This is a genomic window from Pseudomonas sp. (assembly GCF_030147005.1).
GTDB lineage: Bacteria > Pseudomonadota > Gammaproteobacteria > Pseudomonadales > Pseudomonadaceae > Aquipseudomonas.
The window spans coordinates 1-19,800 of sequence record NZ_JASLAW010000164.1; the positions used below are offsets into that span (position 1 = coordinate 1).

17 protein-coding genes are annotated in these 19,800 nt (G+C 61.9%); 11 read left to right on the top strand and 6 right to left on the bottom strand.

Annotated elements, in window-relative coordinates:
• The 5 genes from Q1V60_RS14780 to Q1V60_RS14800 form a co-directional block, all read left to right on the top strand.
• Positions 1 to 1,083: ribonucleotide-diphosphate reductase subunit beta (locus Q1V60_RS14780; RefSeq protein ID WP_300631581.1), on the top strand; the 1,083-nt coding region annotated here is incomplete at its 5' end.
• Positions 1,084 to 1,232: 149 nt separating this feature from the next.
• Positions 1,233 to 1,721, top strand: coding sequence for a DUF1289 domain-containing protein (locus tag Q1V60_RS14785; RefSeq protein ID WP_300631583.1), 489 nt, complete (start codon positions 1,233 to 1,235; stop codon positions 1,719 to 1,721).
• Positions 1,722 to 1,770: 49 nt separating this feature from the next.
• Positions 1,771 to 2,691: a class I SAM-dependent methyltransferase gene (locus Q1V60_RS14790; RefSeq protein WP_300631584.1), complete on the top strand. Its 921-nt coding sequence runs from the start codon at positions 1,771 to 1,773 to the stop codon at positions 2,689 to 2,691.
• Positions 2,692 to 2,839: 148 nt separating this feature from the next.
• Positions 2,840 to 3,556 carry a phosphatidylcholine synthase gene (gene pcsA, locus Q1V60_RS14795; RefSeq protein ID WP_300631585.1) on the top strand — a complete coding sequence of 239 codons (717 nt, stop codon included), beginning with the start codon at positions 2,840 to 2,842 and terminating at the stop codon, positions 3,554 to 3,556.
• Between the two features lie 181 nt (positions 3,557 to 3,737).
• Positions 3,738 to 4,517 carry a TSUP family transporter gene (locus tag Q1V60_RS14800; protein ID WP_300631586.1) on the top strand — a complete coding sequence of 260 codons (780 nt, stop codon included), beginning with the start codon at positions 3,738 to 3,740 and terminating at the stop codon, positions 4,515 to 4,517.
• Here Q1V60_RS14800 and nudC read toward each other — a convergent pair.
• Both nudC and Q1V60_RS14810 read right to left on the bottom strand, forming a co-directional pair.
• The gene (nudC, locus tag Q1V60_RS14805) at positions 4,485 to 5,318 is read right to left on the bottom strand and encodes an NAD(+) diphosphatase (protein WP_300631587.1); all 834 of its coding nucleotides are present in this window, start codon (positions 5,316 to 5,318) and stop codon (positions 4,485 to 4,487) included. The genes Q1V60_RS14800 and nudC overlap by 33 nt on opposite strands.
• Positions 5,319 to 5,323: 5 nt before the next feature.
• Positions 5,324 to 6,136 carry a crotonase/enoyl-CoA hydratase family protein gene (locus tag Q1V60_RS14810; protein ID WP_300631588.1) on the bottom strand — a complete coding sequence of 271 codons (813 nt, stop codon included), beginning with the start codon at positions 6,134 to 6,136 and terminating at the stop codon, positions 5,324 to 5,326.
• A gap of 185 nt (positions 6,137 to 6,321) precedes the next feature.
• Between Q1V60_RS14810 and Q1V60_RS14815 the strand changes: the two genes are divergently transcribed.
• The 3 genes from Q1V60_RS14815 (at position 6,322) to Q1V60_RS14825 (ending at position 8,644) form a co-directional block, all read left to right on the top strand.
• Positions 6,322 to 6,876 (top strand): UPF0149 family protein, encoded by a 555-nt coding sequence (locus tag Q1V60_RS14815; protein ID WP_300631589.1) that lies wholly within the window; start codon positions 6,322 to 6,324, stop codon positions 6,874 to 6,876.
• Between the two features lie 91 nt (positions 6,877 to 6,967).
• On the top strand, positions 6,968 to 8,224 hold the full coding sequence (aroA, locus tag Q1V60_RS14820; RefSeq protein ID WP_300631591.1) for a 3-phosphoshikimate 1-carboxyvinyltransferase: 1,257 nt from the start codon (positions 6,968 to 6,970) through the stop codon (positions 8,222 to 8,224).
• A 30-nt stretch (positions 8,225 to 8,254) separates the two neighbouring features.
• On the top strand, positions 8,255 to 8,644 hold the full coding sequence (locus tag Q1V60_RS14825; RefSeq protein WP_300631593.1) for a hypothetical protein: 390 nt from the start codon (positions 8,255 to 8,257) through the stop codon (positions 8,642 to 8,644).
• Between the two features lies 1 nt (position 8,645).
• Here the strand turns inward: Q1V60_RS14825 and Q1V60_RS14830 are convergent, their stop codons facing one another.
• The gene (locus Q1V60_RS14830; protein ID WP_300631595.1) at positions 8,646 to 9,245 is read right to left on the bottom strand and encodes an NAD(P)H-dependent oxidoreductase; all 600 of its coding nucleotides are present in this window, start codon (positions 9,243 to 9,245) and stop codon (positions 8,646 to 8,648) included.
• A gap of 72 nt (positions 9,246 to 9,317) precedes the next feature.
• On the opposite strand from Q1V60_RS14830, the gene Q1V60_RS14835 reads away from it, so the two are divergent.
• Positions 9,318 to 9,917 (top strand): TetR/AcrR family transcriptional regulator, encoded by a 600-nt coding sequence (locus Q1V60_RS14835; RefSeq protein WP_300631597.1) that lies wholly within the window; start codon positions 9,318 to 9,320, stop codon positions 9,915 to 9,917.
• Positions 9,918 to 9,951: 34 nt separating this feature from the next.
• Here the strand turns inward: Q1V60_RS14835 and Q1V60_RS14840 are convergent, their stop codons facing one another.
• Positions 9,952 to 10,623 carry a GNAT family N-acetyltransferase gene (locus tag Q1V60_RS14840; protein WP_300631599.1) on the bottom strand — a complete coding sequence of 224 codons (672 nt, stop codon included), beginning with the start codon at positions 10,621 to 10,623 and terminating at the stop codon, positions 9,952 to 9,954.
• Between the two features lie 175 nt (positions 10,624 to 10,798).
• Between Q1V60_RS14840 and Q1V60_RS14845 the strand changes: the two genes are divergently transcribed.
• Both Q1V60_RS14845 and Q1V60_RS14850 read left to right on the top strand, forming a co-directional pair.
• Entirely contained in the window at positions 10,799 to 11,650 is an 852-nt protein-coding gene (locus tag Q1V60_RS14845; RefSeq protein ID WP_300631601.1) for a CAP domain-containing protein, read from the top strand.
• A gap of 172 nt (positions 11,651 to 11,822) precedes the next feature.
• A complete protein-coding gene (locus Q1V60_RS14850) occupies positions 11,823 to 14,027 on the top strand; it encodes a GAF domain-containing protein (protein WP_300631607.1) in 2,205 nt (734 codons plus the stop codon).
• Between the two features lie 77 nt (positions 14,028 to 14,104).
• Here Q1V60_RS14850 and glgB read toward each other — a convergent pair whose 3' ends face one another.
• Together glgB and treS are read right to left on the bottom strand one after the other, a co-directional pair.
• Positions 14,105 to 16,342, bottom strand: coding sequence for a 1,4-alpha-glucan branching protein GlgB (gene glgB, locus Q1V60_RS14855; protein WP_300631603.1), 2,238 nt, complete (start codon positions 16,340 to 16,342; stop codon positions 14,105 to 14,107).
• On the bottom strand, positions 16,339 to 19,686 hold the full coding sequence (gene treS / locus Q1V60_RS14860) for a maltose alpha-D-glucosyltransferase (protein WP_300631605.1): 3,348 nt from the start codon (positions 19,684 to 19,686) through the stop codon (positions 16,339 to 16,341). Before treS ends, glgB begins: the two co-directional genes overlap by 4 nt.
• Between the last annotated feature and the right edge of the window lie 114 nt (positions 19,687 to 19,800).

Consider the following 19,800-nt stretch of genomic DNA (forward strand, 5'->3'; position numbering starts at 1 on the left):
CGCGCCAAGGCCGAGCTGGACAAACTCGACGTCGCCGAAGGCCTCGCCGAACTCGAAGGCGCCTCCGCCCGCGTCGCCGTTGACGAAAAACGCATGATCAACTGCCGCGCCGACCTCAACCAACTCGTGCCCTTCAAGTACGACTGGGCCTGGCAAAAATACCTCGACGGCTGCGCCAACCACTGGATGCCGCAAGAGGTCAACATGACCGCCGACATCGCCCTGTGGAAAACCCCCGAAGGCCTGACCGACGACGAACGCCGCATCGTCATGCGCAACCTCGGCTTCTTCTCCACCGCCGACTCCCTGGTCGCCAACAACCTGGTGCTGGCCGTATACCGCCTGATCACCAACCCGGAGTGCCGCCAGTACATCCTGCGCCAGGCCTTCGAAGAAGCGATCCACACCCACGCCTACCAGTACTGCATCGAATCCCTGGCCATGGATGAAGGCGAGATCTTCAACATGTACCACGAGATTCCATCGGTCGCCAAAAAGGCAGCCTGGGGCCTCAAATACACCCGTTCCATCTCTGATCCGAAGTTCGAAACCGGCACCGTCGACACCGACAAAGAGCTGCTGCGCAACCTGGTCGCCTACTACTGCGTATTGGAAGGCATCTTCTTCTACTGCGGCTTCACCCAAATCCTGTCCATGGGCCGCCGCAACAAAATGACCGGCGTGGCCGAACAGTTCCAGTACATACTGCGCGATGAGTCGATGCACTTGAACTTCGGTATCGATGTGATCAACCAGATCAAAATCGAAAACCCGCACTTGTGGGATGCCGAGATGAAGGAAGAAGCGACCCAGATGATTCTGCAGGGGACGCAGTTGGAGATTGAATACGCGCGCGACACCATGCCCCGCGGTGTTCTCGGCATGAATGCGGCGATGATGGAGGATTACCTCAAGTTCATCGCGAATCGTCGTTTGTCGCAGATTGGTTTGAAGGAAGAGTACCCAGGGACGACGAATCCGTTCCCGTGGATGAGCGAGATCATGGACTTGAAGAAAGAAAAGAATTTCTTCGAGACTCGCGTAATCGAGTACCAGACCGGCGGCGCCCTGAGCTGGGACTGACCCACAACGCAATCCCATTTGTGAGAGCGGGCTTGCTCGCGAAGGCGGTGTGTCAGTTGATACATCGGGCGATTGACACGCCCTCTTCGCGAGCAAGCCCGCTTCCACAGGGGGTCTGCACTGTTTCATAGACTTTCGTACAAGCCTTTATGCCCAATCAAACCATCAAGACGCCCTGTGTAGGCCTGTGTTCCACCGTCTACGGTGACCTGGTCTGCCGGGGCTGCAAGCGCTATCACCATGAAGTGATCCAGTGGAACGGCTATAGCGCCGAGGAAAAACACGCGGTATGGCTGCGCCTGGAGCAGTTGCTGGTGCAGGTCATGACCAGCAAGCTGGAAGTCTTCGACCCACAGCGTCTGCGCCAACAGCTGGAAGACCGCAAGATTCGCTTCATGCCGCAACAGTCGCCGTATTGCTGGGCGTACCAGCTGATTGCGCGGGGCGCTCGGGTGATGTCAAAGCTGGACGCCTATGGGCTGGCGTTGCTACCGGAGTTTCGTGAACGTAACCTCACCGATTTGCGCGATGGGATTGACCGAGAATTTTTCCTGCTGTCCGAAGCCCATTACCAACGCTACATCGCGCCGGTTTTTCTGCGCGAAACCTTTGGCCCAGCCCTGATCGCCACGCTCTGACGCACAATTGTGGTTAAAATGCCGCCCGCTCAACGACCGACGCTCACCGATGACCCCAGACGCACTCGCTACCCTGCACGCCCACCTGCTCACCGCCCTGGCCAGCGCCCCCGCTGAAACCCGGCGCCTGTTCCACGGGCGTGGGCGCTGCTGGCCGGGCCTGGAGCAGTTGACGGTAGACTGGCTGCAAGGCGTGGTGCTGGTGGCCCTGTTCAAGGAAACCGAGCATCTGGAAGCCTTGAAGCACCAGTTGATGCAGATCGACTGGGCCGGCTTCGGCGTCCGTACCGTGGCGCTGCAACACCGCTACTTGCCGCAAAGCACCACCGAGTGGCTGATGGGCGACGCCATCGACGAGCTGACCATCACCGAAGGCGGCCTGCGTTACCTGATCGACCTGGGTAAAAAGCAGAACAGCGGCTTGTTCCTCGACATGCGCTACGGGCGTAACTGGGTACGGGCGCAGGCCAAGGGCCAGCACGTGCTCAACCTGTTTGCCTACACCTGCGGGTTCTCCGTGGCCGCCATCGAAGGCGGTGCCGACCATGTGGTGAACCTCGACATGGCCCGTGGCGCGCTGAGTCGCGGCCGTGATAACCATCGCCTAAATGGTCATGACTTGAGCAAGGTGACTTTTCTGGGCCACGACCTGTTCAAGTCGTGGGCCAAGGTCACCAACAGCGGCCCCTATGACCTGGTGATCATCGACCCGCCCTCCTTCCAGAAAGGCAGCTTCCTGCTGACCAAGGACTATCAGCGCGTGCTGCGGCGCCTGCCGGATTTGCTCACGGCCCAGGGCACAGTGCTGGCATGCATGAACGACCCGGCCTTTGGCGAATACTTCCTGATCGACGGCGTCACCCACGAAGCACCGGGCCTGCGCTTTGTAGAACGCCTGGAAAACCCACCTGAATTCCCGGATATCGACCCGCAAAGTGGGTTGAAGGCCTTGGTGTTTCGCCAGGGTTGATGCCGAAATGTCCTACGCTTGGTACGCTAAGCCATACGCCGGGCGGTGAACCTTATCCCTGACTTCCCGGTCGATACCTGCATTCCCCGGCCAGACTCGACGGCGTTACGCTGTCGGCTGCCCTGTTTGACCCTTTGGAGAACCGCCCGTGATATCGACCCTGCATGTAGCCAGAATCAAAGCCTGGGGCGCCCACGGCTTCACCGCCACCGGCGTGGTGTTGGCATTTTTGGCCACCCTGGCGCTGCTGGAAAATTCGCCCAAGGCCTGCCTGCTGTGGCTGGGCCTGGCACTGGTGGTGGATGGCGTCGACGGCTCCCTGGCGCGACGGCTCAACGTCAGTACGGTATTGCCCAGTTTTGACGGCTCGGTATTGGACCTGGTGATCGATTACCTCACCTACGTGTTCATCCCCGCACTGTTCATCTACCGCTATATCGACCTGCCGGAATTTACCCACTTGTTTGCAGTGTCGGTGATCCTGGTGTCGTCGCTGTTCTGCTTCTGCAATGTCAACATGAAGAGCAAGGACAACTATTTCGTCGGCTTCCCGGCGGCATGGAATGTGGTGGCCCTGTGTGTGTACATCATCCAGCCGGACGCCTGGGTCACTCTGCTGACCGTGATCGGCCTGGCACTGCTGACCGTGACGCCGATGAAATTCCTGCACCCGTTCCGGGTCAAGCGCTTCATGCCGATCAATATCGCGGTGACCACCATCTGGTTGCTGTGCAGCTTTTTGATGGTGGCGGATTACCCGAACACCAACCCATGGACGTTCGGGCTGTGGTCGTTGATGTCGGCGTACTTCCTGGGCATTTGCATCTGGCGCACGGCGCTGGAGTGGATGGGAACCCACAAGTAAGCAGGTAGGTACGGTTCAAAATGCGGGAGCGGGCTTGCTCGAGAAGGCGCAGAGGGTCAGTCGATAAATCTGTCACCGGCCCAGCGCTTTCACGAACAGGCCCGCTCCCGCAGGTAGTGCTGCACAGATCGGGCAGGTAAGATGGCGGCCTTCTGTGGCCACCCAACAATAAGCCCTGCCCATGCCCTTCGAACTCAGCGTTGACCTGACCACCCTCGCCATTCTCGCCGTCGTGGCGTTTATCGCCGGTTTCATCGATGCCATCGCCGGCGGCGGTGGCTTGCTCACCACCCCCGCCCTGCTGACGGCCGGCATGCCGCCGCACCTGGTGCTGGGTACCAATAAACTCAGTTCCACCTTCGGCTCGGCCACCGCCAGCTTCACCTTCTACCGCCGCAAGCTGTTCCACCCGCGCCAGTGGGTGCATGCCATCGTCGGTACGTTGATCGGCGCGCTGGCCGGCGCCGTGGTTGCGCACTATTTGCCCGCCGAAACCCTGAACAAAATGCTGCCGGTGATCGTCTTCGCCTGCGGCGTGTACCTGCTGTTCGGCGGCACCCCCAAGGCGCCGCTGGACGCCGAGGCCCCGATCAAGAAGAAATGGCAGGCCACCCAGGGCTTCGGCCTGGGTTTCTACGATGGCGTGGCCGGGCCGGGAACCGGGGCGTTCTGGACCGTGAGCACCATGCTGCTGCACCCGATCGATCTGGTGAAAGCCAGCGGCGTGGCGCGCAGCATGAACTTCGTCAGCAACGCGGCGGCGCTGAGCGTGTTTATCATCAACGGATCGGTGGACTGGATCGTCGGCCTGGCGATGGGCATCTCGGTGATGGGTGGTGCGTTCTTTGGCGCGCGCAGCGCAATCAGCGGCGGCGCCAAATTCATTCGCCCGGTGTTCATCACCGTGGTGCTGGGCCTGACAGTGCGCCTAGCCTGGCAGCACTGGTTCAGCGTGGCCTAAGCGACGCGCCACATAGAGGTCGATCAGGTAACGCGCAATCGAGCGTGACGCCGGCAACGGCGGCAGGTCGTGGATGCTGAACCACTGCGCGTCTTCGATCTCGTCGGCCTGGGGCACGATCTCGCCACCGGCATATTCGGCATGGAAGCCCAGCATCATCGAATGCGGGAACGGCCAGCACTGGCTGCCCATGTATTGCAGGTTCTTTACCTCGATCTGCACTTCTTCGCGCACTTCGCGGATCAGGCAGTCTTCGGCCGATTCACCCGGCTCGGCAAAGCCGGCCAGGGTGCTGTAGACACCGCTGACAAAGCGTGGCGAACGCGCCAGCAGCACCTCGTCGCCACGGGTCACCAGCACGATCATGCTCGGCGAAATCCGTGGGTAGCTGCGCAGGTCGCAGGGTTGGCAGTGCATAGCGCGCTCCCGTGGCACCTGCACCATGGCCTGGCCGCAACTGCCGCAGAACCGATGTTCCCGCGCCCAGGTACCGATCTGCGCGGCATAACCCAACACTTTGTACAGGGTGTGATCGCCCTGCAGCATAAAACCGCGCAAGCCCTGCCAGCTGCAACCCGGCACGTCGTCAGCGCCGTTGAGCTCCAGCAAGTACACCGGTTCGCCGTCGAGGTGGCCGATGCCGTGTTCGGCAAACACCGACAGGTCCTGGCGCTTGAGCCACTCCCGGGGAAACAGGGGCCCGTTGGCATCGTGCAAAAAGCCGTCGCGGCTGCGGGCGACGGCCCAGCCGCCGGCGGCGTCGTTGTCCAGCAGCGTTGTGGTAATCCAGCCTGGGGTCATATCAATCAATCCAAGAATTCGGGTGTCTGTTTGCTCATATGGGCCGCGATGGCCACGCGCAGGTCGTTGGATTGCAACATAGCCGAGTTCCAGGTGGCAACGTATTCCAGGCCGTCATTGATACTGTGGTCGCGCATATAGCTGATCATGGCTTTGGTGCCGGTGACGGCAATCGGCGACTTGGCGGCGATTTCATGGGCAATGGCCATAACGCCGGCCAACAGGCTGGCCTGGTCGGCATACACGCGATTGACCAGGCCGATGCTGCGCGCTTCTTCAGCGCCGAACTGACGGCCGGTGTAGGCCAGTTCGCGCAACATACCGTCACCGACGATGCGCGGCAGGCGTTGCAGAGTGCCGACGTCGGCGGCCATGCCGATGTCGATTTCCTTGATCGAGAACTGCGCGTCCTCGGCGGCGTAGCGCATGTCACAGGCGCTGATCAGGTCAATGGCGCCGCCGAGGCAATAGCCCTGGATCGCGGCCAGAACCGGCTTGCGGCAATTGTCGACGGCATTGAACGAGGCCTGCAGTTCGAGGATCTTGCGCCGCAGCAGGCGCGCATTGCGGCCCACGTCTTTGCCTAGCTCATTGGCCACCGAGGCCAGCAACATCAGGTCGATGCCGGAGGAAAAGTGCTTGCCGGCACCGCTGAGCACCACGGCGCGCACGGCATCGGTGTCTTCGACCCATTGGAAGATATCGATGATTTCGCTCCAGAACGCCGCGTTCATCGCGTTGATCTTTTCCGGGCGATTGATCTGCACATGGGCAACGTTGCCGTTGAGTTCGACGACGAAAGCTTGGTATTCGGACATGGCAGTGATCCCTGACTGGCAACTGATAAGGCCCGAACTATAACAAGGGTCAGCGACGGCGCATCGGCCAAAAGCGGGACTGGCAACGGTGGCGGAAAATCCGCTGGATAAAACCCGGCGCACGCGCCATCCTTCGCGCTTTAAGCCGCCTGATCCACGGCGTTCGACGTTTGAAGGATATGCCCATGCACGCCCAGCCCCTCACCCCCGCCGATTTCGACCTGATCGATGAAACCCTGCTCAAATACGGCGACGACCATTCGGTGCTGAACCTGGCCGAACTCGACGGCTACTTCACCGCGCTGGTGTCCAGCCCGACCCAGGTGGATATCGCCGAGTGGTTTCCGGCAATCTTTGGCGGGCAGAATCCGGCCTGGGAAAGTGCTGAGCAGGCTCAGCAGTTCCTCGATGTGTGCGTGCGCCACCTGAACACGCTGGCGGCGCAACTGGCCAGCGATTCCCAGGGTTTCAAGGCGCATTTCGATCAGAAGGAACACCAGGGCCAGGTCGTGACCCTGGCCGAAGAATGGTGCTTCGGGTATATCCGGGGTGCCGCCATCGGCAACTGGCCAGCACTGCCCGCCGAACTGGCCGCGCAGTTCGAGAAAATCTCCTGGTGTGCCGAGCAGGATAACTTCGACTTGCCGGCGGACCTGGATGTGCAGGCCCATCAGCAACAGGTCAACGACATCGAACCGGCGGCGCGGGCGCTGCACGATTACTGGCTGAGCCAGCGCTAAATCTCGACAAGCACCGCACCTTTGGCCGATTATTCGGGTCCGCCCCGTCGGCCACTCCATGCCACCTCGCCTTGATCAGGAGCCTTGTCCCTTGAGTTCGCAGAAAACCGTGACCGTTACACCGCCCAACTTTCCTCTCAATGGCAAGGTCGCGCCCCCCGGCTCCAAATCCATTACCAACCGCGCCCTGCTGCTGGCGGCCCTGGCCAACGGCACCAGTCGCTTGAGCGGCGCCCTGAAGAGCGATGACACCCGCCACATGTCGGTGGCCCTGCGGCAGATGGGCGTGACCATCGATGAGCCGGACGACACCACCTTCGTCGTCACCGGCCAGGGCAAACTGCAATGGCCGGCGCAGCCGCTGTTCCTCGGCAATGCCGGCACCGCCATGCGCTTTCTCACCGCCGCCGTGGCTACCGTGCAAGGCACCGTGGTGCTGGACGGCGACCACTACATGCAAAAGCGCCCGATCGGGCCACTGCTGGACACCCTTCGCCAGAACGGCATCCAGGTCGACAGCCCGACCGGCTGCCCGCCCGTGACCGTGCACGGCGTGGGCAAGGTCCAGGCCAGGCGCTTCGAGATCGATGGCGGCCTGTCCAGCCAGTATGTATCGGCGCTGCTGATGCTCGCGGCGGCAGGCGAAGCCCCGATTGAAGTCGCATTGACCGGCAAGGACATCGGCGCCCGTGGCTATGTGGACCTGACGCTGGACTGCATGCGAGCCTTCGGCGCCCAGGTTGAAGCCGTCAACGACACCACCTGGCGCGTGGCCCCGACCGGCTATAGCGCCCATGATTACCTGATCGAGCCCGACGCCTCCGCGGCCACCTACCTGTGGGCCGCAGAAGTGTTGACCGCAGGCCGTATCGACATCGGTGTCGCCGCCCAGGATTTCACCCAGCCGGACGCCAAGGCCCAAGCCGTGATCGCGCAGTTCCCGAATATGCAGGCCACGGTGGTGGGCTCGCAAATGCAGGACGCCATCCCGACGCTGGCGGTGCTTGCCGCCTTCAACAACACCCCGGTGCGCTTCACTGAACTGGCCAACCTGCGCGTCAAGGAATGTGATCGCGTGCAGGCGCTGCACGACGGCCTCAACGAAATCCGTCCGGGCCTGGCCACCATCGAGGGCGACGATCTGCTGGTGGCCGCCGACCCGGCCTTGGCCGGCACGGCGTGCAACGCATCGATCGACACCCATGCCGACCACCGCATCGCCATGTGCTTTGCCCTGGCCGGCCTGAAAGTCTCGGGCATTCGGATTCAAGACCCGGACTGCGTGGCCAAGACCTATCCTGGGTACTGGAACGCCCTGGAGAGCCTGGGCGTAACGCTCAGCTACTAAGGCGAAGGCGCAGGTTAGGAGGGCATGCACATGACCATTCGCCAACCCTGCCCACCCGGCGCTTGCGTCTGCGAGCGCGAACGCTTGCTGGAGGCTCCCGGCGCTGACCTGCGGATTCTCAACCTGACACGCCAGGAAGAAAAACGCCTGCTCGAGCGCCTGGAAAACCTAAAAAGCCTGCAAGACCTGGAGCATATGCAGCAGCGGATGTATGAGCAGTTGGGCATTCGCCTGCATATCGCGCCGGGCCACACCGAGGTCAAGAGCATGCGCGGGATCCAGATCGTTATCGACGACCTGCCCGGCCTGTGTCGTAAAACCCGGCAATCGATTCCGGCCGCGATTCGTCGCGGTCTGGAGAAACAGCCCGAGATTGCCTACCGCCTGCTGGATGCCCACGACCTGTTTCGCGACGGTTGAATCACTGCGCTACCGTCTCGCGTTCAAACACCCCCTGCCCGACCGCCCTGGCCTTGTGCAAATGCGCCTGGGCACTGTCGCCTTCCGACTCCAGCAGCAGCTGCGAGGTCAGTACCTGGGCGCCGCAATAGTCAAAGATCCCGTAATCGATCTGCGTGCGCATGGCCTTGGCATAACCGTGCCGGTCAAACGCGCTTGCATCCGCGCCGCCCAGGGCCAGCAGATGCACCTTCAAGTGCCGCAGCTTCTTGGCCATCGGAATGTCAGGGCCGTAATCGATCGCCCAGCCATTGACGAAAACACGGTCGATCCAACCCTTGAGCAACGCCGGCATAGACCACCAGTAGATCGGGAACACCACCACCAATGCGTCGGCGCGATCGATGCGTGCCTGTTCGGCAAGTACATCCGCCGGCGGCGTTGCGCGGGTGCGGTGCACCCGGTGGTCGGCGGCGGTGTAGCGCGGGTCGAAGCCTTCGCCCGCCAGGTCGGCGATTTCAAAGGTGTGGCCGGATGCGCTCAAACCGGCGCCGACCTGCTCGGCCACGCTGTGAGTGAGAGAACGCGGGTCGTGATGAGCAACAACGATGAGTGCGTGCATGACATTGTGTCCCTTTGGGCTTAAGCTACTTTTAGTAAGTTACTGCCCATAAGTTACTTTTGGTATATAACGATGTCAAGCGAACACTCCCCCGTCCCCCGTCGGCGCCTTTCGCGTGAAGAGCGTCTGCGCCAGTTATTGGAAACAGCCTGGCAACTGGTGCGCGAAGAAGGTACCGATGCCCTGACACTGGGCCGCCTGGCCGAGCTGGCGGGCGTGACAAAACCGGTGGTCTACGACCATTTCGTCACGCGGTCGGGCTTGTTGGCCGCGCTGTATGAAGATTTCGATGGGCGCCAGAACCAAGTGTTTGTCGACGCTATCGACGCCAGTGGCGCGACCCTAGAAGACCGTGCATGGGTGATCGCGTCGTCCTACGTGGATTGCGTGCTGCTGCAGGGTCGCGAGATTCCGGGGGTAACGGCGGCACTGAGCGGCTCGCCGGAGTTGGAGGCGCTCAAGCGCAAGTACGAAGCGATCTTCCTCGACAAATGCCGCGATGCCCTCGCGCCGTTCGCGCCGGGTGGCAGGCTGTCCCAGGCGGGCCTGAGGGGCATGCTGGGGGCTGCGGAAGCCTTGTCTCACGCGGCAGCAAGTGCGGAAATCAGCCGCGAAGAAGCGCAGCAGGAATTGCTGGCGACCATACTGGCGATGGTCAAGCGCGGCGCTTGAATTCAGGGGCGGGCTGCGGCCTATCGTCGATGACTCAGGCCAAACGCTCGCTCACGAACATCTGCACCTTGCGCGTCAATTGGTCCAGGTGCCGATCGCGCTGTTTTTCCGCGTCCACCATCGCGCGCTTGCCGTGCTTTTGCAGCAGGTAGGTATGAATCTGCCGTACCTCCAGTGAGCTGTAGATAGCGGCCACATCCAGCACGCCCATCAGCCCGTCGGTGCCGTAGTTCCGCGTATTCATCAGCACTTGCGTGCCACGCGCGCCGCGCACGTTAAAGCCCATGGCTTCGAATGCCGGGACCTTCTCGACCGAACACGCCAGCTCCGCATGGGGATAGCGCGCCAGCACGTCACCCAGCATGGCCCGGGCCACACCTTGGCGCCTGGAACCCGAGTGCACCGCCATAAATGCCACGCCGCACGCTTGAGGGTCGCCCTTCACCGGTAGATACAGACAAAAGCCGATGACGGTCTCATCCCGCATCGCCACGACCAGCTCAACGCTGATGCCCTTCGACCCGTCCAGCGCCTCCAGGTACAGGTGCACCTCAAAACCGATGGCGTACTGGTAAATGTTGTAGAGCAAGTTACTTGGCGCCAGTGCCACGCTGCTGATGTCGGTGAGGTTGTCGACCACCATTTGCAGGATCTGGCTGTTGATCGGTTCGGGGCACGGCGTGGTGTAGCGGGTAAGGCTGAACATGCAAGTTCCTGGGGTTTCGCGTCAAGGCAGTGGCAATTGTACCTGTTGCGCGACGTGTAGCCGGGGTCGTCTACCCAGATGCTCAATAATTGAGTGAAAAAAGTTCGGACCAACGGGTGCATGCGTGCACCCGGATCGCGCATCATGAGCACTTTCAAGCTCAAGGGTAACGTCCATGCGCGTTCTGTCATTGATGATGGGTCTTACGACGCTGGCCGCCAGTACGGTGTTCTGCGCCAGTGCGATGGCGAATGAAGAAAGTCAGTTGGTGCAACAGATCAACCAATACCGCAGCCAGGTGCAGCGCTGCGGCGACCAAGGCTCACAGGAGTTGCCACCGCTGGCCAGTGATACACGGCTGGTGCTGCCGGCGACCAATGTCGGCGATTTGCAGCAGTCCCTCGCGCGCGCCGCGTACCCGATGGTCAACGTGCAGGCCATCAGCCTGTCCGGGCCCAAGGATGCCGAAGCCGCCATGAAAGCGGTGCGTGAAAGCTTCTGTCGCGTGGTGCTCGACCCGCAATTCGTCGATATCGGCGTGAGCAACAGCGGCCAGGACTGGCGTATCGTGCTGGCGCGCCCGCTGCTGACCAGTGGCCTGGGCGACTGGCAGACCGAAGGCAGGAAACTGCTCGACCTGATCAACGCCGCCCGCGCCCAACCGCGCGAGTGCGGCACCCAGGCGTTCAGCGCAACCACGCCGCTGTCGTGGAATGACGACCTGGCCGGCGCCGCCAACAGCCATACCCGCAACATGGCCAACGGCAACTTTTTCGATCACCTGGACCACGACGGCCGTACCCCCGGCGACCGCGCCGAGCTGGCCGGGTACATAGCGAAGAACATCGGCGAAAACATCGCCGCCGGCCTCGATACCCCGCGCAAAGTGCTCGACGGTTGGCTCGCCAGCCCCGGCCATTGCGCCAACCTGATGAACCCGCAATTTCGTGAACTGGGCGCGTCCTACGCGATGGACCCAAAAAGCGATGCAGGCATTTATTGGACGGGGCTGTTCGGCAACCCATAAAAAAAGGCCGAGGCCCAAACCTGCGGCCGCTCGGCCCGCCAAATAGACAATGAATTCAACGCGCTATCCAGGAGGTGAGCGTGCTGAACTGAATGAGGTCATTCCGGTCTGTAGCTAAACTGTCTGACCTCTTGAAGGCTTAACTACGCGTAGCGAGCAAGGTGTGAACCCAATAATGAACTGGCTGCAAGGCAGCAGCGAAATGGCAGAGCGGGTTCGTCGGCATGACTGGGCCAATTCGCCCCTGGGGCCGCTTGAACACTGGCCGGACGTATTGAAGACCACCGTTGCGCTGTGCCTGGCCTCCAGCTTTCCCCAGGCCATTGTCTGGGGCCCGCAGTTGATCACCCTCTATAACGATGCATTCGTGCCGATCCTGGGTAACAAGCCCGACGCCCTGGGGCGCCCGTTCAGCGAGGTGTGGCACGAGGTATGGGATGACATCTGCCCGATTGCCGACACCGCTTTCGCCGGGCAGGCCACCTACATCGAGAACTTTCCGCTGGTGATCCAGCGTAACGAGGCGCCCGAACAAGCGTTTTTCACCTTTTGCTACAGCCCGATCCGCGATGCGCAAGGTGAGGTGGTCGGGTTCCTCGATACCGTGACCGAGACCACTCCCACAGTTTTTCTCACCCGGCGCCTGGAAGTGCTGGACGCCATCGGCAGCAGCGTGGCCACTGCCACCGACGCCGAAGCGATCATGAACTCGACCACTCGCTTGTTGGCCGAACGCCTGCAAGCGTCGATTTGCGCCTACGCCGACATGGAAGACGATCAAGACGGCTTTACCATTCGCGGCGACTGGTCGGCGCAAGGTTCGCCAAGCATCATTGGCTGTTACAACCTGCAGTCGTTCGGTGAGCGCGCGGTGAGCTGCCTGCGCGCCGGCGAGCCCTTGGTGATCTGCAATAACCTGCTCGAGTTGCCGGCCCATGAAGCCGCGAATTTCCAGGCACTGGGTGTAACGGCGACCCTCTGTATGCCCTTGATCAAAGACGGGCGTCTCATCGCACTGATGGCGGTGCACGACAAACAGCCCCGCTACTGGTCTTCCTATGACCTGGCGCTGTTGGGCGAAGTCACCGAACGCTCCTGGGCGCACATCGAACGCGTACGCGCCGATGCCGCCGTGCGTGAGGGCCTGGCGGCCTATACCGAACTCAATGCGACCCTGGAACAGCGCGTGGAAGAACGCACCCGCGCCCTTGCCCAGGCCGAAGCCGCGCTGCGCCAGTCACAAAAGCTTGAAGCCATAGGCCAACTGACCGGCGGCGTCGCCCATGACTTCAACAACCTGCTGACGATCATCCGCTCATCCGTGGATTTCCTGCGCCGGCCGGGGCTGTCGGAAGAACGCCGGCAACGCTACATGTGGGCGGTGTCCGATACCGTCGAGCGGGCCAGCAAGCTCACCAGTCAATTGCTCGCCTTTGCCCGCCGCCAGCCGCTGAACCCGCAGGTCTTCGATGTCGGCCAACGGGTGCGGAACATCGGCGACATGCTCGAGAGCGTCACCGGCGCGCGCATTCATGTGCGGGTGCAATTACCCGACCAGCCATGCTATGCGCGCATCGATCCCAGCCAGTTCGAAACCGCATTGATCAACATTGCCCTCAATGCGCGCGACGCGATGGGTGGCCAGGGCACCCTGACCATCAACGTCGCCGGGCAGCAGCCATTGCCGCCCATTCGCGGCGATGCCGAGTCGCGCCAGCCCTATGTCTGCATTTCCCTGGCCGACACCGGCAGCGGTATTCCAAGCGAAGCCTTCGAGCGTATCTTCGAACCGTTCTTCACCACCAAGGCCGTCGGCAAGGGCACCGGGCTGGGTTTGTCGCAAGTGTTCGGCTTCGCCAAGCAATCGGGCGGCAATATCGATGTGGCCAGCACCCTTGGGCAAGGCACGACGTTCACCCTGTACCTGCCCCAAGTGGAAGGCGAATGGGCGCCGCAGCCGGAAGAACAACCGGACCTTCCACCACCGCTGGACGCAGCCCAACGGCATGTGCTGATCGTTGAAGACAACGTTGATGTAGGGCGCTTCGCCAGCCAGATTCTCAAGGACCTGGGTTACCAGACGACCTGGGCCACTTCTGCCGAACAGGCGCTCGCGCTCGCCGGCGACGATGCGTTGGCCTTCGACGCGGTGTTCTCGGATGTGGTGATGCCAGGGATGACCGGTGTGGCGATGGCCAAACTCTTGCGCCAGCGCCGGGCGGAGCTGCCGGTGGTGCTTGTCTCGGGCTATAGCGAAGAATTGGCGGACAGTGGCTATGAGGGCTTTGAGTTCCTCGCCAAACCCTACTCCGCCGAACAGGTCGCGCGGGCATTGACCAAGGCCATGGCCAAGGATCAAACCGCCACGGCAAGCTGACTGCAAAAAGGCACCCTGGCACGGTACAGCGCCTGATCGGCGCTGCCCGTTAAGCCATAAGTGCCACGCAGGAGGGTTTAACCCTCCTCTGGCCGCAGAATCAACACACCCAACGGTGGCAGGTTCAACGACAGCGACACTGGTTGCCCGTGGCGGGGTTCGTCCACGGTCTGCACCGCGCCGCCATTACCGAAGTTGGACCCGGCATACATGTCGGCGTCACTGTTGATCACTTCGCTCCAGCGCCCGGCAAACGGTACGCCGACGGCGTATGCCTGACGCGGCACCGGAGTGAAGTTGGCGACTACCAGTACCGGCTTGCTGTCCTTGCTCCAGCGTAGCCAGGCATAGACGCTGTTGATGGCGTCGTCACCAATCAGCCACTGGAAGCCCTGAGGCGCGTCATCCTGCTCGTGCAGCGCAGGTTCTTCGCGGTACAAGCGGTTCAAGTCGCCCACCAGCTTCTGCACCCCACGGTGCTCGGGGTATTGCAGCAGGTACCAGTCCAGTTGCTGGTCGTGGTTCCATTCGCGCCACTGGCCGAACTCGCAGCCCATGAACAGCAGCTTCTTGCCGGGGTGCATCCACATGAAACTCAAGTAGGCGCGCAGGTTGGCGAATTTCTGCCAGCGGTCGCCCGGCATCTTGTCGATCAGCGAATGTTTGCCGTGCACCACTTCATCATGGGAGATCGGCAGGATAAACCGCTCGGACCAGGCATACACCAGGCCGAAGCTCAGCTCGTTGTGGTGATGGGCGCGGTACACCGGGTCCTGCTGGATGTAATGCAGCGAGTCATGCATCCAGCCCATGTTCCACTTGTAGTTGAACCCCAGGCCGCCTTGCTGGGTGCTTTGGCTCACCCCAGGCCACGCGGTGGATTCCTCGGCGATCACCAGCGCGCCCGGCGCTTCCAGCGCAACCACGTCGTTCAAGTGGCGCAGAAAATCGATGGCTTCCAGGTTCTCCCGGCCACCGTGGCGGTTGGGCACCCATTCACCGGCTTTGCGTGAATAGTCGCGATACAGCATCGAGGCCACCGCATCCACGCGCAAACCGTCGACGTGAAAGTGCTTGAGCCAGTGCAGCGCCGAAGCGAGCATGAAACCGTGCACTTCGGTGCGGCCCAGGTTGTAGATCAGCGTGTCCCAATCCTGGTGGAAACCCTCCAGCGGGTTGGCGTATTCGTACAGCGCGGTGCCGTCGAATTGCGCCAGGCCGTGGGCGTCGGTCGGGAAATGCGCCGGCACCCAGTCGAGGATCACGCCGATATCCGCCCGGTGGCAGGCGTCAACGAAATACGCGAAATCTTCCGGCGAGCCGAAGCGTGCGCTCGGCGCAAACTGGGACAAGGCTTGATAACCCCAGGAACCGCCGAAAGGATGCTCCATGATCGGCATCAGTTCGATGTGCGTGAAGCCCAGTTGCTGCACATACGGGATCAGCCGCTCGGCCAGTTCGCGCCAGCCGTATTGGCGTGACACCTCCCCGGCCTCGTCGAGCTCACATTGCCAGGAACCGACGTGCAGCTCATAGATCGACAGGGGCGCGTTGGCTTTCTGCTTGTCACCACGCGCCTGCATCCACTCATGGTCCTGCCAGTCCACCTGCAACGGCGGCGCGACTTTCGAGGCGGTGTCCGGCGGCAGCTGGGTGGCCAGGGCCATCGGGTCAGCCTTGAGCGGCAGGATGCCGTGGGCACCGAGAATTTCGTACTTGTAGGCTGCGCCCGGTTGCAGGCGCGGGATAAAGATCTCCCACACGCCCGAAGGATGGCGCAGGCGCATCGGGTGACGGCGGCCGTCCCAGATGTTGAAGTCGCCCACCACCGAGACGCGCCGGGCATTCGGCGCCCACACGGCAAAACGTACGCCTTGCACGCCATCCACCGTTGTCACCTGAGCGCCCAGGCAATTGCCCAGGTCACGGTGGTTGCCTTCGGCAAACAGGTACAGGTCCATTTCACCGAGGAGCAATTGGCTGAAGCTGTACGGGTCTTCGGTGATCTGCTCGCCGCCCGCCCACTGGATCTTCAGCAGGTAATCCTGACGCGTGCGCATGTGCCCGACGAACAGTCCCGGCACCTGTGTCGCGTCGAGGCTGCCGATCGGCTCGCCACTGTCACGCGCCAGCACCTGGACACTCAAGGCCTCCGGCAGGAACGCGCGGATAAATTGCCCGCCCTGCTCATCATCGTGCGGCCCAAGTATCGAGAATGGATCGTGGTGCTCGGCGCGCACCAGCGCTTCGACGTCCTTGGACGCCGGCATTGCAGTCAACTTGGGCTGCAGCGGTTCTCTATGCGTAAAACTCATGACGTCTCCCCACCGCGTGCAGTTTTCGATTCAGGTGTAAGCCCGCTGAGCAAACCGTGCAACCCTTGCAAGGGCACCGGCAACCAGCTCGGGCGATTTTCCGCTTCGTAGGCCACTTCATACGCGGCCTTCTCCAGGCTGAACAATGTCAGCGCGGCGTCCTGGCCTTTGGCATCCTGCCAGTCATGCGCCAGTGTAGCCGTCGCTGTCTGATAAGCCTGGGTAAATGCCTGACGGGCTTCGCTCAGGTAGCGCTCGGTCACGCGCCGACGCGCGGCGTCCGCTTCCGGCGAATGATCAACCCCTTGCACATTCAGGGCCATGGCCGCCGCGTAATCGAAGGAGCGCAACACGCCACTCACATCTTTATACGGGCTGTGCTTGCCGCGCCGTTCATGCAGCGGCCGCGCCGGTTCGCCTTCAAAATCGATCAAATAGGCATCGCCCTTGACCACCAGTACCTGGCCCAGGTGCAAGTCACCGTGGACGCGAATCCGCAACCCGCCCAGCGTGGCTTTCGCCAACGCCTGCACATGGCTGCCGATGGCTTTTTTCTGCGCCAGTAACTCACTGACCAGCGCCTGATCGGCGGGGTTCAACTGGTTTTGATTTAGTTTGAGCAAGTGCAAGGCGCGCTCAAGCTGCGCGCCCACGTCCTTGGCCCAGGCCTGGGTGTCTTTGGCCGAGGTCACTTCGGGTTTGAAATCTTTGTTCTGGGTGGGCGCGCCCAGCACCATATGCATCTCGCCCAGACGCTGGCCAAGCAGGCCGGCAAAGTCCGCCAGCTCGCCCAGGGCGTTGTAGTGCTGCTCCTGTTCGGAAATCGCTTCGGCCAGCTCGTCGCGAATGGCGCGCTCGAGATTGTTCTGGGTCCAGCTCCAGGCGTCACCCTGGTTGCTCAGGTAACCCTGGGCGATCATCAGCAGGTTGTCCTGGCCCTGGGCGTCGCGTCGGCTCATGAAGCCCATCAGCGGGGAAATGTTCGGGTAAGCGGCTTCGGTCAGGTAGGCGCTCATCTCCAGTTCCGGGTGCACACCGGCGCTGACTTTGCGGATCAGCTTGAGCACCAGGCTCTCGCCCACCACCACCGAGCTGTTGGACTGCTCGGCAGACAGGTAGCGCACCGCTGATTCGTCCGTCAGTTGCAAGGCCTCCAGGTGCGGGGTCGCCTCGAAGCGCAGGTCACCTTCGCTGCAAGTGAGCACGGTGCCAGCTTGCAGGCCCTGGATCACGCTGCGAACAAAATGCTCGAGGCTGAACGCATCGGTAACCAGACCCACCTGGCGGCTGCGCCGCACCCGCGCCAACGCCAGTTGCTGGGGCAAGGCGCTGGTGAGCTGGTCTTCCCCGAGGAAACCGAACGGCAGTTGATACCGGCTGGTCTGCCCCCCGCTGGTGACGTCGATCTCGCTGAGCAGCACCGGGTGCTGCGCGTCTCCGAAGCGTACGCCGTAGGCGATATGCACGCTGTCGATGCCGGCGTCCTTACCGGCAAACCAGCGGCGCTTGGGCAGCCAGGCCGGCAGTGAAGTCTGTTCCAGGGTGGTGCGGCAGGGTTCTTCCAGCAACTCTTCCATACGTTTTTTCAACACCAATGTCGTGAAGTCAGGAATGCTCTGGGCCGGTTCCACATGCCAGCTGGGCATCTGGTTTTCCGCCGCCAGCACAAACCAATAGAAGCCATAAGGCGCCAGGGTCAGCAGGAAATTCAGTTGGCCGATAGGCGGGAATGCGTTGCCGCCAAGCATCTCCACCGGCACCATCCCGGCGAAAGCCGACAGGTCCAGCTCTGCCGCCTGGGCGCTGCGCGACACGTTGGCCACGCACAGGATGATTTCAGTGCGGCCATCCTCCCCGGTGTATTCACGGGTATACGCCAGGATTCGGCGATTGCTCGGCGACAGCATTTTCAGGGTGCCACGGCCGAACGCCTTGGACTGCTTGCGCACCGCGAGCATGCGCCGCGTCCAGTTCAGCAGCGAATGCGGGTCCTGGGCCTGGGTTTCAACGTTGACCGACTGATAGCCGTATTGCGCATCCATGATCGGCGGCAACACCAGGCTGGCCGGGTCGGCGCGCGAGAAACCGCCGTTGCGGTCGATGGACCATTGCATCGGTGTGCGCACGCCATCGCGGTCGCCCAGGTAGATGTTGTCGCCCATGCCGATTTCATCGCCGTAGTACAGGGTTGGCGTGCCGGGCATCGACAGCAACAGGCTGTTGAGCAGTTCCACGCGGCGGCGATCACGCTCCATCAGCGGCGCCAGCCGTCGGCGGATGCCCAGGTTGATGCGCGCGCGACGGTCGGCGGCGTAGTAGTTCCACAGGTAGTCGCGTTCTTTGTCGGTGACCATTTCCAGGGTCAGTTCATCGTGGTTGCGCAGGAAAATCGCCCACTGGCAATTGGCCGGAATTTCCGGGGTCTGGCGCAGGATGTCGGTGATGGGGAAGCGATCTTCCTGGGCCAGGGCCATGTACATGCGCGGCATCAACGGGAAGTGGAACGCCATATGGCACTCATCGCCGTCGTCGCCCTTACGGTCGCCGAAGTAGAGTTGCGTGTCTTCCGGCCATTGGTTGGCTTCGGCCAGGAGCATGCGGTCCGGGTAATTCGCGTCGATTTCGGCGCGGATCTGCTTGAGCACCGAGTGGGTCTCGGGCAGGTTTTCGTTGTTGGTGCCGTCACGCTCGATCAGGTAGGGAATCGCATCCAGGCGCAGGCCGTCGATGCCCAGGTCGAGCCAATAGCGCATCACCGACAGCACGGCTTTCATGACCTGCGGGTTGTCGAAGTTGAGGTCCGGCTGATGTGAATAGAAGCGGTGCCAGAAGTACTGGCCGGCCACCGGGTCCCAGGTCCAGTTGGACTTTTCGGTGTCGAGGAAGATGATCCGCGTGCCGTCGTATTTCTGGTCGTCATCCGACCAGACGTAGAAGTCCCGCGCCGCCGAACCCGGCTTGGCCTTGCGGGCGCGCTGGAACCAGGGGTGCTGGTCGGAGGTGTGGTTGATCACCAGTTCGGTAATCACCCGCAGTCCGCGCTTGTGGGCTTCGGCAATGAATCGCCTGGCGTCGGCCATGGTGCCGTAATCGCTGTGTACGCCACGGTATTCGGCGATGTCGTAGCCATCATCGCGACGTGGCGAAGGGTAAAACGGCAGCAGCCAAATGGTGTTCACGCCGAGGTCGGCAATGTAGTCGAGCTTGGCGATCAGGCCGGGAAAATCACCAATGCCATCGTTGTTGGAGTCGAAGTAGGATTTGACATGCACCTGGTAAATCACCGCGTCCTTGTACCAGAGCGGGTCTTTGATAAACGTGGCTGCCTTGGGCTTCTTCGCCATTGGAAACTCCTGAAATGCTCACAATCTTGCAGACTGAATTCGGTCATTGTGGGAGCGGGCTTGCTCGCGAAGGCGGTGGCTCAGTCAATATATTCGCTGCTGACACACCGCTTT

Bases quoted from the DNA above. Each gene is read 5' to 3' on its own strand.
- Q1V60_RS14825 (WP_300631593.1), top strand. From the start codon at position 8,255: ATGACCATTCGCCAACCCTGCCCACCCGGCGCTTGCGTCTGCGAGCGC.
- Q1V60_RS14830 (WP_300631595.1), bottom strand. From the start codon at position 9,245: ATGCACGCACTCATCGTTGTTGCTCATCACGACCCGCGTTCTCTCACT.
- glgB (WP_300631603.1), bottom strand. From the start codon at position 16,342: ATGAGTTTTACGCATAGAGAACCGCTGCAGCCCAAGTTGACTGCAATG.
- Q1V60_RS14810 (WP_300631588.1), bottom strand. From the start codon at position 6,136: ATGTCCGAATACCAAGCTTTCGTCGTCGAACTCAACGGCAACGTTGCC.
- Q1V60_RS14840 (WP_300631599.1), bottom strand. From the start codon at position 10,623: ATGTTCAGCCTTACCCGCTACACCACGCCGTGCCCCGAACCGATCAAC.
- Q1V60_RS14815 (WP_300631589.1), top strand. From the start codon at position 6,322: ATGCACGCCCAGCCCCTCACCCCCGCCGATTTCGACCTGATCGATGAA.
- Q1V60_RS14800 (WP_300631586.1), top strand. From the start codon at position 3,738: ATGCCCTTCGAACTCAGCGTTGACCTGACCACCCTCGCCATTCTCGCC.
- Q1V60_RS14845 (WP_300631601.1), top strand. From the start codon at position 10,799: ATGCGCGTTCTGTCATTGATGATGGGTCTTACGACGCTGGCCGCCAGT.
- Q1V60_RS14835 (WP_300631597.1), top strand. From the start codon at position 9,318: ATGTCAAGCGAACACTCCCCCGTCCCCCGTCGGCGCCTTTCGCGTGAA.
- treS (WP_300631605.1), bottom strand. From the start codon at position 19,686: ATGGCGAAGAAGCCCAAGGCAGCCACGTTTATCAAAGACCCGCTCTGG.
- Q1V60_RS14785 (WP_300631583.1), top strand. From the start codon at position 1,233: ATGCCCAATCAAACCATCAAGACGCCCTGTGTAGGCCTGTGTTCCACC.
- nudC (WP_300631587.1), bottom strand. From the start codon at position 5,318: ATGACCCCAGGCTGGATTACCACAACGCTGCTGGACAACGACGCCGCC.
- Q1V60_RS14790 (WP_300631584.1), top strand. From the start codon at position 1,771: ATGACCCCAGACGCACTCGCTACCCTGCACGCCCACCTGCTCACCGCC.